The organism is Enterobacter cloacae complex sp. 2024EL-00227 (genome assembly GCF_043945315.1).
Classification (GTDB): domain Bacteria; phylum Pseudomonadota; class Gammaproteobacteria; order Enterobacterales; family Enterobacteriaceae; genus Enterobacter; species Enterobacter roggenkampii.
Map to the genome: position 1 here is coordinate 152,142 of NZ_JBIMQP010000001.1, position 12,311 is coordinate 164,452.

The 12,311-nt window shown below is 58.5% G+C and carries 12 protein-coding genes; 10 read left to right on the forward strand and 2 right to left on the reverse strand.

The annotated features are described in order from the left end of the window. The first annotated feature begins 1 nt into the window (after window position 1). Genes mepA through ACHH0Z_RS00700 form a run of 4 tightly spaced genes read left to right on the forward strand, consistent with a single transcriptional unit; the run spans window position 2 to window position 2,469 of the window. Window positions 2–826 carry a penicillin-insensitive murein endopeptidase gene (mepA, locus tag ACHH0Z_RS00685; RefSeq protein ID WP_008502610.1) on the forward strand — a complete coding sequence of 275 codons (825 nt, stop codon included), beginning with the start codon at window positions 2–4 and terminating at the stop codon, window positions 824–826. Next, the gene (locus ACHH0Z_RS00690; RefSeq protein ID WP_045409242.1) at window positions 826–1,635 is read left to right on the forward strand and encodes a sulfite exporter TauE/SafE family protein; all 810 of its coding nucleotides are present in this window, start codon (window positions 826–828) and stop codon (window positions 1,633–1,635) included. Before mepA ends, ACHH0Z_RS00690 begins: the two co-directional genes overlap by 1 nt. Continuing rightward, window positions 1,635–2,180 (forward strand): elongation factor P hydroxylase, encoded by a 546-nt coding sequence (locus ACHH0Z_RS00695; RefSeq protein WP_008502608.1) that lies wholly within the window; start codon window positions 1,635–1,637, stop codon window positions 2,178–2,180. The genes ACHH0Z_RS00690 and ACHH0Z_RS00695 overlap by 1 nt, the downstream gene beginning before the upstream one ends. A 13-nt stretch (window positions 2,181–2,193) precedes the next feature. Beyond that, window positions 2,194–2,469, forward strand: a complete 276-nt coding sequence (locus ACHH0Z_RS00700) for a YfcL family protein (protein ID WP_008502607.1) — start codon at window positions 2,194–2,196, stop codon at window positions 2,467–2,469. Between the two features lie 97 nt (window positions 2,470–2,566). On the opposite strand, the gene mnmC is transcribed toward ACHH0Z_RS00700, so the two are convergent. Then, window positions 2,567–4,564, reverse strand: a complete 1,998-nt coding sequence (gene mnmC / locus ACHH0Z_RS00705) for a bifunctional tRNA (5-methylaminomethyl-2-thiouridine)(34)-methyltransferase MnmD/FAD-dependent 5-carboxymethylaminomethyl-2-thiouridine(34) oxidoreductase MnmC (RefSeq protein ID WP_045409240.1) — start codon at window positions 4,562–4,564, stop codon at window positions 2,567–2,569. Between the two features lie 158 nt (window positions 4,565–4,722). Here mnmC and fabB point away from each other — a divergent pair, with 158 nt between their 5' ends. Together fabB and ACHH0Z_RS00715 are read left to right on the forward strand one after the other, a co-directional pair. Next, entirely contained in the window at window positions 4,723–5,940 is a 1,218-nt protein-coding gene (gene fabB, locus ACHH0Z_RS00710) for a beta-ketoacyl-ACP synthase I (protein ID WP_008502605.1), read from the forward strand. A gap of 207 nt (window positions 5,941–6,147) precedes the next feature. After that, entirely contained in the window at window positions 6,148–7,326 is a 1,179-nt protein-coding gene (locus tag ACHH0Z_RS00715; RefSeq protein WP_032663138.1) for an MFS transporter, read from the forward strand. A 90-nt stretch (window positions 7,327–7,416) separates the two neighbouring features. On the opposite strand, the gene flk is transcribed toward ACHH0Z_RS00715, so the two are convergent. Then, window positions 7,417–8,421 (reverse strand): flagella biosynthesis regulator Flk, encoded by a 1,005-nt coding sequence (gene flk, locus ACHH0Z_RS00720; RefSeq protein WP_008502603.1) that lies wholly within the window; start codon window positions 8,419–8,421, stop codon window positions 7,417–7,419. Window positions 8,422–8,534: 113 nt separating this feature from the next. Here flk and pdxB point away from each other — a divergent pair, with 113 nt between their 5' ends. The 4 genes from pdxB (at window position 8,535) to ACHH0Z_RS00740 (ending at window position 12,252) form a co-directional block, all read left to right on the forward strand. After that, complete coding sequence (gene pdxB, locus ACHH0Z_RS00725; protein ID WP_023294134.1) at window positions 8,535–9,671, forward strand: 4-phosphoerythronate dehydrogenase PdxB; 1,137 nt, start codon at window positions 8,535–8,537, stop codon at window positions 9,669–9,671. Between the two features lie 67 nt (window positions 9,672–9,738). Next, window positions 9,739–10,752, forward strand: a complete 1,014-nt coding sequence (locus ACHH0Z_RS00730; protein WP_023325776.1) for an aspartate-semialdehyde dehydrogenase — start codon at window positions 9,739–9,741, stop codon at window positions 10,750–10,752. After that, window positions 10,752–11,564 carry a tRNA pseudouridine(38-40) synthase TruA gene (gene truA, locus ACHH0Z_RS00735; protein WP_021241572.1) on the forward strand — a complete coding sequence of 271 codons (813 nt, stop codon included), beginning with the start codon at window positions 10,752–10,754 and terminating at the stop codon, window positions 11,562–11,564. The genes ACHH0Z_RS00730 and truA overlap by 1 nt, the downstream gene beginning before the upstream one ends. 28 nt (window positions 11,565–11,592) lie before the next feature. Then, a complete protein-coding gene (locus tag ACHH0Z_RS00740; protein ID WP_008502599.1) occupies window positions 11,593–12,252 on the forward strand; it encodes a DedA family protein in 660 nt (219 codons plus the stop codon). The last annotated feature ends 59 nt before the right edge of the window (window positions 12,253–12,311 follow it).

Sequence of the window (12,311 nt, forward strand, 5' to 3'; positions counted from 1 at the left end):
CATGAAAAAAACCGCAATTGCTCTGCTGGCGCTGCTTGCCAGTGGAGCCAGTCTGGCCGCCACGCCGTGGCAAAAAATCACCCATCCGGTGGCGGGGAGCGCGCAGTCCATCGGCGCCTTTTCTAACGGCTGTATCGTGGGGGCTCAGGAACTTCCGCTGCAATCGGATACCTATCAGGTGATGCGTACCGACCAGCGTCGTTACTTCGGGCACCCGGATCTGGTGCTGTTCATCCAGCGGCTGGGAAACCAGGTGCATAATCTGGGGCTGGGCACGATGCTGATCGGCGATATGGGGATGCCTGCGGGCGGGCGTTTTAACGGTGGACACGCCAGTCACCAGACCGGACTGGATGTCGATATCTTCCTGCAGCTGCCTAAAGCACGCTGGAGTTCAGCCCAGTTGCTGAAACCGCAGGCGCTGGATCTGGTGTCGAGCGACGGTAAGCGCGTTGTGCCCTCACTGTGGACGCCGGATATCTTCAGCCTGATTAAGCTGGCGGCAAAAGATAACGACGTCACGCGGATCTTCGTCAACCCGGCTATCAAGCAACAGCTGTGCCTCGATGAGGGAACCGATCGCGACTGGTTGCGCAAAGTGCGCCCGTGGTTCCAGCATCGTGCGCACATGCACGTTCGTCTGCGCTGCCCGGCGAACAGCCTGGAATGCGAAGATCAGCCGCTACCGCCGCCAGGCGATGGCTGTGGTGCGGAACTGCAAAGCTGGTTTGAACCGGCAAAACCTGGAACCTCTAAGCCTGAGAAGAAGACACCGCCTCCGTTGCCGCCTTCCTGCCAGGCGCTACTGGATGAGCATGTACTTTAATGGATAATTTCGTCGAGCTGTTTATGGTGTCACCGTTGCTGCTGGTGGTGCTGTTCTTTGTGGCTATGCTGGCCGGTTTTATTGATGCTCTTGCGGGCGGCGGCGGGCTATTAACCGTACCCGCGCTGCTGGCGGCGGGCATGAGCCCGGCGCAGGCGCTTGCCACCAACAAGCTGCAGGCCTGCGGCGGCTCGCTTTCGGCGTCGCTCTATTTTATCCGCCGCAAGGTGGTGAGCCTGGCCGACCAGAAGCTCAATATCCTGATGACCTTTATCGGTTCCACGTCGGGCGCGCTGCTGGTTCAGCACGTGCAGTCGGATATTTTGCGCCAGATCCTGCCGGTTCTGGTTATCTGTATCGGTCTTTACTTCCTGCTGATGCCGAAGCTCGGCGAGGAAGACCGTCAGCGTCGTCTGCACGGCCTGCCGTTTGCGCTGATTGCCGGGGGCTGCGTCGGTTTTTACGACGGTTTCTTCGGCCCGAGGGCAGGCTCGTTTTACGCGCTGGCGTTCGTGACGCTGGCCGGGTTTAACCTCGCCAAGTCGACCGCCCATGCCAAAGTGCTCAACGCGACCTCGAACGTCGGCGGCCTGCTGCTGTTTATCATTGGCGGCAAGGTCATCTGGGCAACCGGGTTTGTGATGATGGCAGGGCAGTTCCTGGGCGCGCGCGCGGGCTCGCGTCTGGTATTAAGCAAAGGGCAAAAGCTGATCCGTCCGATGATCGTTATCGTCTCGGCCGTGATGAGCGCCAAACTTCTTTATGACAGCCATGGACAGGAGATCCTCACCTGGTTGGGGATGCACTAATGAACAGTACGCATAAATATGAACAGCTGATTGAGATCTTTGACGGCTGTTTTGCTGACGATTTTAATACCCGTCTGATTAAAGGCGACGACGAACCGATCTATCTTCCTGCTGATGACGAGGTTCCGTATAACCGCATCGTCTTTGCCCACGGCTTTTACGCCAGCGGTTTGCACGAAATTTCGCACTGGTGCATCGCCGGAAAAGCGCGTCGCGAGCTGGTGGACTTCGGTTACTGGTATTGCCCGGACGGGCGAGACGCCGCGACGCAGGGGCAGTTTGAGGATGTGGAAGTGAAGCCGCAGGCGCTGGAATGGCTGTTCTGCGTGGCGGCGGGTTTCCCGTTCAACGTCAGCTGCGACAATCTCGAAGGCGACTTCGAGCCAGACCGTATTGTCTTCCAGCGCCGCGTGCATGCGCAGGTGATGGAATACCTTGAGAAAGGCATCCCGGCACGTCCGGCGCGCCTGATCGAGGCCTTACAGAATTATTACCACACGCCGGCGATTGCGGCGGAAAGCTTCCCTTGGCCGGAAGATCTTTAACAGAGGAAAGAAGATGATCGCAGAATTTGAATCACGCATTCTGGCGTTAATTGATGACATGGTGGAACACGCCAGCGATGATGAGCTGTTCGCCAGCGGTTATCTGCGTGGTCACCTGACGCTCGCGGTAGCCGAGCTGGAAGCAGGTGACGATCACTCTGCCGATGCTGTTCATGAGGAAGTGACCCGCAGTCTGGAGAAAGCCATTCAGGCCGGGGAGCTCTCTCCGCGCGACCAGTCACTGGTGCTGGGCATGTGGGACAACCTGTTCCAGCAGGCTAAACGCTAAGTCATCGTTTTTCGCCCGGTGGCGCTGCGCTTACCGGGCCTACTAATTTTCCCTCTCCCTGTGGGAGAGGGTTAGGGTGAGGGCACCAGGCCGCACCTTACTTAACCATTTTCCCCTTCAGCAGTTTCCTTACCCACAAGCGATTCGGATTCAGTCCCGCAAGCGTAACCCTGTCCAGCGGAATTGGCTCGTCGCTCATTTGCGCGGCTAACGTTTCAGCCAGCAGCGGCGCGGAGCACAAACCTCGCGATCCTAATCCGCCCAGCATGAACAGTTCCGGATAAACCGGGGCACTTACCGCCGTTTCCTTGTTTTCAGCCAGATCTTCATAGGCCGCAAGCGTCGCGTCATAGTCCGGCGCGTTGCCCGCCATCGGCAGATGATCGCGGGTGGCGCAGCGCACGCCGCAGCGCGCGTCACCCTCGCTGACGTCAACCTCTTTCGCCCACGCCGCATGCGGGAAACAGTCAATCAGGCGCTGGCGGTTTTGCGCCTGATCCGCTTCGCTATAGCGCATATCCGTTTCGCCACGATGATAGCTGGCCCCGATGCAGTGATGGCCGTTAGACGGATTTTGCGGTGTCAGATAGCCGTCATAGCACAGCACCTGGCGCAGTTTGCCGAGCGCAGGCGCGGTGGGGATATGGCTTACCTGGCCGCCGACCGGATAAACCGGCAACGCTGCTGTCTGGATAAACTGGCTGATGTGATGCCCGTTGGCCAGCACAACGCTGGCATGGCTCGCCTCCTTGCCATAAGCAAAACGCAGATCCCAGCGTTCTGTCCGGGTGAGCGATTCCACCTTGTGGGCATACCGCACCGTCAGCCCTTGCGACTGCGCCAGGGTAATGACCGCCGCGGTCAGTTCAGCCGGACACAGCCAGCCGCCGAGCGGGTACTGAATGCCCCCACACCCGGTTTCTACGCCAGCGGTGTCCGCCACCTCTTGCGCACTGACCGCGCGGGCAATCTCTTCCGGCAGGCCCAGCGACAGCATCTGCGCGATCTTCTGCTGGCTCTTCTCATCCCAGCCGAGCTGCGTCACGCCACACCAGTCGTGGTCGAATGCCACTGGCAGCGCGTCGTACAGGCGGCGGGCGAAGGTAAAGGCCGCGGGGAAAAACTGGAACAGGGCCGGATCGTGTGCGCTTAAAAGCGGATAGAGCGCCCCCTGACGGTTGCCGGATGCGCCGCTGGCGGGCGCGTCGTCAGCGCAGTAGAGCGTGACCTGCCAGCCACGCTGGAGAAGGGCGAGCGAGAGCAGGGCGCTGGCGATCCCACCGCCAACGATCGCTACGTCGCGCGATGCGCTGGCGCGGCGCGCAAACCAGGGCGTCTGAGCGGGGATCTCCAGCGTCTGCTCCATCCTGCCGACCAGCATGTCGCGCTTGCGGCCAAAGCCTTTGGTCTTCTGCATGGTAAAGCCCGCCTCCTGCAGCCCACGGCGGACAAAGCCCGCCGAGGTGAAGGTGGCAAGGGTAGCCCCAGGGCGCGCCAGCCGCGCCATCGCGTTAAACAGATGCTGGCTCCACATGTCCGGGTTTTTGGCAGGGGCAAAACCGTCCAGAAACCACGCGTCGACCTTCTGATTCATCGAATCATCGAGCCTGTCGGTCAGGTCGTTGATGTCGCCGAGCCATAAGTCCAGCGTGACGCGTCCACCGTCCAAAATCAGACGGTGACAGCCGCCGATGTGGGGCGGCCACTGCGCCTGAAGCTGTTCTGCCCAAGGCGCAAGCTCCGGCCAGCGCTGGTGGGCAAGCCGCAGATCGTGCGCGGTGAGCGGGAATTTTTCGAAACTGATGAAATGTAATCTTTGTAGCGTAGCCTCAGGGTGAGCAGCGTGGAACTGATTAAACGCCTGCCAGAGGGTTAAAAAATTCAGACCGGTGCCGAATCCACTTTCCGCGACCACAAACAGGCTCCGCGGGTGCGCCGGGAAGCGGGTGCTGAGCTGGTTTCCGTCGAGGAAAACATAGCGAGTTTCTTCGAGTCCGTTATCATTAGAAAAATAGACGTCATCAAAATCTCGGGAAACAGGTGTACCCTCAGCGTTGAATTCGAGGTTGGCGGGTTGTATAGCGTTTTGTTTCACGTAAGTTACTCGTCTGACAGGCAGTGGCACGATCTTAACGATGTGAGTCCATCGGTGCAAATTTCCGCAGAAAATGTCTGATCGGACTTGTTCGGCGTACAAGTGTACGCTATTGTGCGACTCGAAACTTACTATAGTGCGACTTACAGAGGTATTGAATGAAACGTGCAGTGATTACTGGCCTGGGCATTGTTTCCAGCATCGGTAATAACCAGCAGGAAGTCCTGGCATCTCTGCGTGAAGGACGCTCCGGGATCACTTTCTCTGAAGAGTTTAAAGATTCAGGTATGCGTAGCCACGTATGGGGTAACGTCAAACTGGACACCACCGGTTTGATCGACCGCAAAGTGGTTCGTTTCATGAACGATGCCTCTATTTATGCTTATCTCTCCATGCAGGAAGCGATCAAAGATTCCGGCCTGAGCGAAGAGGTTTATCAGAACAACCCGCGCGTGGGTCTGATTGCCGGCTCCGGCGGCTCATCTAAAGCGCAGGTATTCGGTGCTGACGCCATGCGTAGCCCGCGTGGTCTGAAAGCGGTAGGTCCGTACGTGGTCACGAAAGCCATGGGTTCTGCGGTTTCCGCGTGCCTGGCGACCCCGTTCAAAATCCACGGTGTGAACTACTCCATCAGCTCCGCGTGTGCGACCTCCGCACACTGTATCGGTAACGCTGTTGAGCAGATCCAGCTGGGTAAGCAGGACATCGTATTTGCTGGCGGCGGCGAAGAGCTGGGCTGGGAAATGGCCTGTGAATTCGACGCGATGGGCGCACTGTCCACCAAGTACAATGAGACCCCGGACAAAGCCTCCCGTACCTACGATGCGCACCGTGACGGTTTCGTTATCGCGGGCGGCGGCGGTATGGTTGTGGTTGAAGAGCTGGAGCACGCTCTGGCACGTGGCGCGCACATCTATGCTGAGATCGTGGGCTACGGCGCAACGTCCGACGGCGCCGACATGGTTGCGCCATCCGGCGAAGGCGCGGTGCGCTGCATGAAGATGGCGATGCACGGTGTTGATACCCCAATCGACTACCTGAACTCCCACGGTACCTCTACGCCGGTAGGTGACGTGAAAGAGCTGGGTGCGATCCGTGAAGTCTTCGGCGACAACAGCCCGGCAATCTCCGCGACAAAAGCCATGACCGGTCACTCTCTGGGTGCGGCTGGCGTACAGGAAGCGATCTACTCTCTGCTGATGCTGGAAAACGGCTTTATCGCGCCAAGCATCAACATCGAAGAGATGGATGAGCAGGCTGCTGGCCTGAACATCGTGACCAAACCAACGGACGCGACGCTGACTACCGTCATGTCCAACAGCTTCGGTTTCGGTGGCACCAACGCCACGCTGGTCATGCGTAAGCTGAAAGCATAAGTTTTATGTTTGATTCGAAAGGGGAGCCATAAGGCTCCCTTTTTTATGCATTGACAAGCGGCTGATCTCACAGGCAAACTTCACCACTCAACATTATCCTCACGATAATGCGTAAGCGTTTAACGTCAACCAACGCACCTTAATCCTGATAATCAGGTAGAGGGGGCGTGGCATTTCCCCGCCTTACTCTTCATTTCGGAGTAAAGCATGACTGCAGTAACTCAAACAGAAACAACCCCTTCAGCGAACGTCTCGCTGTTCCGTATCGCCTTTGCGGTATTCCTGACCTATATGACCGTTGGCCTGCCGCTGCCGGTGATCCCGCTGTTCGTTCATCAGGAGCTGGGCTATGGCAACACCATGGTCGGCATCGCCGTGGGCATTCAGTTTTTAGCGACGGTTTTAACCCGCGGCTACGCCGGACGTCTGGCGGATCAGCACGGTGCCAAACGCTCGGCGCTGCAGGGGATGTTTGCCTGCGGGCTGGCGGGCGGCGCCTGGCTGCTGGCGGCTCTCCTGCCGGTAGACGCCGTGTATAAATTTGCGCTGCTGGTGCTGGGCCGTTTAATTCTTGGCTTCGGTGAAAGCCAGCTGCTGACCGGCACCCTGACCTGGGGAATGGGGCTGGTAGGGCCAGCACGTTCCGGCAAGGTGATGTCCTGGAACGGCATGGCCATCTACGGCGCGCTGGCCGCCGGGGCACCGCTTGGTCTGCTGATCAACAGCCAGTTCGGTTTTGCGGCGCTGGCTGCCACCACCATGGCGCTGCCGCTGGTGGCATGGGCGTTTAACGGCTCGGTGCGTAAGGTGCCCGCGCACAAAGGCGAGCGTCCTTCCCTGTGGAGCGTGGTCGGCCAAATCTGGCAGCCGGGCCTGGGCCTGGCGCTGCAGGGCGTGGGTTTTGCGGTGATTGGGACGTTCGTCTCGCTCTATTTTATGAGCCGCGGCTGGGCGATGGCCGGTTTTACGCTTACCGCGTTTGGCGGCGCGTTTGTTCTGATGCGCGTGCTTTTTGGCTGGATGCCGGATCGCTTTGGTGGCGTAAAGGTGGCGGTGGCATCGCTGGTCATTGAAACCATCGGTCTTCTGCTGTTGTGGAATGCACCCGTGGCATCCGTTGCGCTGCTTGGTGCGGCGCTGACCGGCTGCGGCTGTTCTCTGATCTTCCCGGCGCTGGGCGTTGAAGTGGTGAAGCGCGTGGCTCCGCAGGTGCGCGGGACGGCGCTCGGCGGCTATGCGGCGTTTCAGGATATCTCATACGGGGTAACCGGGCCGCTGGCCGGGCTGTTAGCCACCTCGTTTGGCTATCCGTCCGTCTTCCTGGCCGGTGCGGTTTCCGCGGTGGTGGGGATCGTGGTGACGCTGGTGGCGTTTCGCAGAACGTGAGTCGTTGTTGCCGGGTGGCGGCTGCGCCTTACCCGGCCTACGGTTCGAGCCGTTGTAGGCTAGGTAAGCGCAGCGCCACCGGGCAAAATATCAGGCAACCAGCCAGAAAATCGCCAGCGCAATCAGTAATGCAATAAACATCAATCCCGGACGCGCAGAAAGTGTTCTGAAGGTCTCCACGACCGGCGCAAACAGCGGGCTGTAGATCGGCTGAATATTTCTCACCTCCGGTACGCCGCCTTCGCGCTCGGCGCGGCGAACGAAGATCTGGTTGAGCAGATCCTGCACCTGCGCGGTAGTCAGTACCGTTTGCGGCGTGGCCTGCCAGTTCTGCTGGGCATAATCCCGAATCACCTCGAACTCGTGCGGCTCAAGCGGCTGTTTCAGCGCGGCCTGCACAGTATGCAGGGTAGGGGCGCTCTGGGTGCTGAGCGTCTGGCGTGCCTGGAGCCAGGTCACCAGATGGGTAAACTGTTTGGCCGGGATCAGCTCGCCTGCCTTCACGCCCGACAGCTCCAGCATGGATTGCCAGATAAGCTTCGTCGGCTCGCCGGTGGCCGCGGCCAGCTTCGTCACCATCTGCTTGAGCGTATTGTGCTCGGCGGGCAGCAGCGGACGCTCGGTCGCCGGGCGCACCTGCGGCTGCGGAATCGACAGCTCATTGTTCTGCAGCAGCGTCAGCACGGTTTTGAGCTGGTCGGGCGTCAGTTGGCCCAGCGCGGTCTGACCATACTGCTGGCGAATAAAATCACTCACCGCCTGGCGGTTATTTCCCTGGCCCAGCAGCTCCGTCAGCTGAGAAACAATCTGGCGCGTGGTGTGGTTCTGCTGCGCGGTCGTAATACGCTGGTTCAGATTTTGCTCGGCTGCGGGGAAATGGCGCGACTGCAGCGGTGCGTCGTTCCTCACGCCTAAATCATGCTTCACCCCGGCCCAGACTTCCGCGTTTTGCTGTGAAGTCAGCGCAATCAGGCGCGTGATCAGTCGCTCCAGCACGGTGCGCTGTTGCGTGGATAGCGGTTGTTCACCGGCAACGTTTGGCGTGACGGGGCCTTCACCCGGAGGGCGTGGCGGCGTACCTGAAATGGGCTGCATCGTCAAAAATCCTTAAAGTCAAAACTCAGCGTAAACCTGGCAGACGTATATGCCTGGCGGCCAGATTATGGCACACTTGGCAGGTTTTCTTCCTCTCAAACAGGTACTCAGACGTGAAAATCCTCGTTGATGAAAATATGCCTTACGCCCGTGAGCTGTTTAGCCGCCTGGGTAACGTTAAGGCTGTTCCTGGTCGCCCGATCCCGGTCAACGAACTGGACGATGCCGACGCCCTGATGGTGCGCTCGGTGACCAAAGTAAATGAGGCGTTGCTCGCCGGTAAGGCGATTAAGTTCGTTGGGACCGCAACGGCAGGGACCGATCATGTGGATGATAAATGGCTGAAGCAGGCCGGAATCGGTTTCTCCGCCGCGCCGGGCTGTAACGCGATTGCCGTCGTGGAATACGTTTTCTCCTCGCTGCTGATGCTGGCCGAGCGCGACGGGTTTGCGCTGAAAGACCGCACCGTGGGGATTGTCGGCGTGGGTAACGTCGGCGGACGCCTGCAAAAGCGCCTGGAAGCGTTAGGGATCCGCACGTTGCTGTGCGATCCGCCGCGCAAAGACAACGGCGATGATGGGGATTTCCGTTCGCTGGACGAGCTGGTTGAACAGTGCGACGTGCTGACGTTCCACACGCCGCTGTTTAAAGAGGGGCCGTATAAGTCTCTGCATCTGGCCGATGAGGCGTTAATTCGCCGTCTGAAGGCTGGCACTATTCTGATAAATGCCTGCCGTGGTCCGGTAGTCGATAACGCCGCGCTGCTGACGTGTCTGAACGAAGGACAAGACCTCAGCGTGGTGCTGGACGTCTGGGAGCCGGAGCCGGACCTCAACGTTGAGCTGCTAAATAAGGTTGATGTGGGCACGGCGCATATCGCTGGTTATACCCTCGAAGGGAAAGCCCGCGGTACGACGCAGGTCTTCGAAGCCTACAGCGCCTTCATCGGCCATCCGCAGCAGGTGGCGCTGGATACCTTACTCCCCGCGCCTGAATTTGGCCGCATTACTCTTCACGGCCCGCTCGATCAGGCAACGCTGAAAAGGCTAGTGCATTTAGTGTATGATGTGCGCCGCGATGATGCGCTGCTGCGTAAAGTGGCGGGGATCCCGGGTGAGTTTGATAAGCTGCGCAAGAACTACGTTGAGCGCCGCGAGTGGTCTTCCCTCTATGTGATGTGCGACGACGCGTCGGCGGCGACGCTGCTGCACAAGCTGGGGTTTAACGCCGTTCATCACCCGGCGCATTAATGTCTTCTTAATGCTCCCTGTCGGATACTCCGACAGGGACGCTTTTTTATTTCTGGAGTAAACCACCATGTCTGAAGGCTGGAACATTGCCATTTTAGGTGCCACGGGTGCCGTGGGCGAAGCCCTGCTCGAAACGCTTGCTGAGCGTCAGTTCCCGGTGGGCGATATCTATGCGCTGGCGCGAACGGATAGCGCGGGTGAGCATCTGCGTTTTAACAATAAATCCGTCATGGTTCAGGATGCGGCGGCGTTCGACTGGACGCAGGCGCAGCTGGCGTTTTTCGCCGCGGGCGCTGAAGCCACTGCGGCGTACGTTGAAGAGGCGACCAACGCAGGCTGCCTGGTCATCGATCTGAGCGGTCTGTTCTCCATGGAGCCGGATGTGCCGCTGGTGGTGCCGGACGTGAACCCGTTTGTACTGGCTGACTACCGCAACCGTAACGTCATTGCGGTGCCGAACAGCCTGACCAGCCAGCTGCTGACTGCACTGAAACCGCTGATCGACGACGGCGGCCTGTCGCGCATTACCGTCACCAGCCTGCTGTCGGCGTCCGCAAACGGCAAAAAGGCCGTTGACGCGCTGGCCGGGCAGAGCGCGAAGCTGCTGAACGGCATTCCGATTGATGAAGATGATTTCTTTGGCCGCCAGCTGGCGTTCAACATGCTGCCGCTATTGCCGGACCGCGAGGGCTCCGTGCGCGAAGAGCGTCGTATCGTCGATGAGGTGCGTAAAATTCTGCAGGACGATGGCTTGATGATCTCCGCAAGCGTCGTGCAGTCCCCGGTCTTCTACGGTCACGCGCAGATGGTCGGCTTTGAAGCGCTGCGTCCCCTGGCGGCAGAAGAGGCGCGCGATGCGTTTGGGCGCGGGGAAGACATCGTCCTCTCTGAAGAGAGCGAGTTCCCGACGCAGGTGGGCGATGCCACCGGTAGCGCGCATCTTTCCGTTGGCTGCGTGCGTAACGACTACGGTATGCCGGAGCAGGTTCAGTTCTGGTCCGTTGCCGACAACGTTCGTTTCGGCGGCGCGCTGATGGCGGTCAAGATCGCTGAAAAACTGGTGCAGGAGTACCTGTACTGATGTCAGACGTGGAACAAAAGCCGGTTCATAAAATTGCCCTCGGTATTGAGTACGATGGCAGTAAATATTATGGCTGGCAGCGTCAGAATGAGGTGCGCAGCGTCCAGGAGAAACTGGAGAAAGCGCTCTCTCAGGTGGCAAACGAGCCGATTAACGTCCTGTGCGCAGGCCGGACGGACGCGGGCGTTCACGGCACGGGGCAGGTGGTGCACTTTGAGACCACCGCCGTGCGTAAGGATGCCGCCTGGACGCTGGGTGTAAATGCGAATTTGCCTGGTGACATTGCGGTGCGTTGGGTGAAAGCTGTGCCGGATGATTTTCATGCGCGTTTCAGCGCCACCGCGCGTCGTTACCGTTATGTCATCTACAACCAGCGTCTGCGTCCGGCGGTGTTAAGCCAGGGCGTGACGCATTTTTATGAACCGCTCGATGCGGAACGCATGCATCGCGCGGCGCAGTGTCTGATTGGTGAAAATGACTTTACCTCGTTTCGTGCGGTGCAGTGTCAGTCCCGCACGCCGTGGCGTAATGTCATGCACATTCACGTCAGCCGTTTTGGCGCGTATGTGGTGGTGGATATCAAAGCCAATGCCTTTGTACATCATATGGTGCGGAATATTGTGGGCAGCCTGATGGAAGTGGGTGCCGGACACCAGCCGGAGAGCTGGATTGCAGACCTGCTGGCAGCGAAGGACAGAACGCTTGCGGCAGCCACGGCGAAAGCGGAAGGGCTGTATCTGGTCTCGGTAGACTATCCGGATCGGTTTGACCTGCCGAAACCGCCAATGGGGCCGCTGTTTTTAGCGGACTAAACAAAGGTGCAATTAAGGCTTAGACAATATGGACGTAATTCGTTTTTTGATTGATTTCATCCTGCATATTGATGTTCACCTGGCAGAACTGGTCGCGCAGTATGGCGTCTGGGTTTATGCCATTCTGTTCCTCATTCTGTTTTGTGAAACCGGGCTGGTTGTCACGCCGTTCCTGCCGGGCGATTCACTGCTGTTTGTCGCCGGGGCGTTATCGGCGCTGCCCACCAACGATCTGAATGTGCATCTTATGGTGGTGCTGATGGTGATTGCCGCCATCGTCGGTGATGCGGTCAACTACACGATTGGACGCGTATTCGGTGAGCGGCTGTTCAGCAATCCGGATTCAAAAATTTTCCGCCGCAGCTATTTAGATAAAACGCATGCGTTTTATGAACGCCATGGCGGAAAAACCATTATCCTTGCGCGCTTTGTGCCTATTGTGCGCACATTTGCACCGTTTGTGGCGGGAATGGGACATATGTCCTATCGTCATTTTGCCATGTATAACGTCGTGGGGGCGCTGCTTTGGGTACTGCTGTTTACCTATGCAGGCTACCTGTTTGGCGATCTCCCAGTGGTTCAGGAAAATCTTAAGTTACTGATTGTAGCGATTATTGTGCTTTCCGTACTGCCGGGCGTTATCGAAATCATTCGTCATAAACGTGCGGCGGCAAAGCAAGCGAAGTAAATGCACACTGGCGGTTCGACCACTTTTTTATCCAAAGTTTCGGGCTGTTATGTTTTAAT

What these genes read in the sequence shown, in the direction of transcription:
- mepA (WP_008502610.1), top strand. Translation starts at nt 2, where the DNA reads ATGAAAAAAACCGCAATTGCTCTGCTGGCGCTGCTTGCCAGTGGAGCC.
- ACHH0Z_RS00690 (WP_045409242.1), top strand. Translation starts at nt 826, where the DNA reads ATGGATAATTTCGTCGAGCTGTTTATGGTGTCACCGTTGCTGCTGGTG.
- ACHH0Z_RS00695 (WP_008502608.1), top strand. Translation starts at nt 1,635, where the DNA reads ATGAACAGTACGCATAAATATGAACAGCTGATTGAGATCTTTGACGGC.
- ACHH0Z_RS00700 (WP_008502607.1), top strand. Translation starts at nt 2,194, where the DNA reads ATGATCGCAGAATTTGAATCACGCATTCTGGCGTTAATTGATGACATG.
- fabB (WP_008502605.1), top strand. Translation starts at nt 4,723, where the DNA reads ATGAAACGTGCAGTGATTACTGGCCTGGGCATTGTTTCCAGCATCGGT.
- ACHH0Z_RS00715 (WP_032663138.1), top strand. Translation starts at nt 6,148, where the DNA reads ATGACTGCAGTAACTCAAACAGAAACAACCCCTTCAGCGAACGTCTCG.
- flk (WP_008502603.1), bottom strand. Translation starts at nt 8,421, where the DNA reads ATGCAGCCCATTTCAGGTACGCCGCCACGCCCTCCGGGTGAAGGCCCC.
- ACHH0Z_RS00730 (WP_023325776.1), top strand. Translation starts at nt 9,739, where the DNA reads ATGTCTGAAGGCTGGAACATTGCCATTTTAGGTGCCACGGGTGCCGTG.
- truA (WP_021241572.1), top strand. Translation starts at nt 10,752, where the DNA reads ATGTCAGACGTGGAACAAAAGCCGGTTCATAAAATTGCCCTCGGTATT.
- ACHH0Z_RS00740 (WP_008502599.1), top strand. Translation starts at nt 11,593, where the DNA reads ATGGACGTAATTCGTTTTTTGATTGATTTCATCCTGCATATTGATGTT.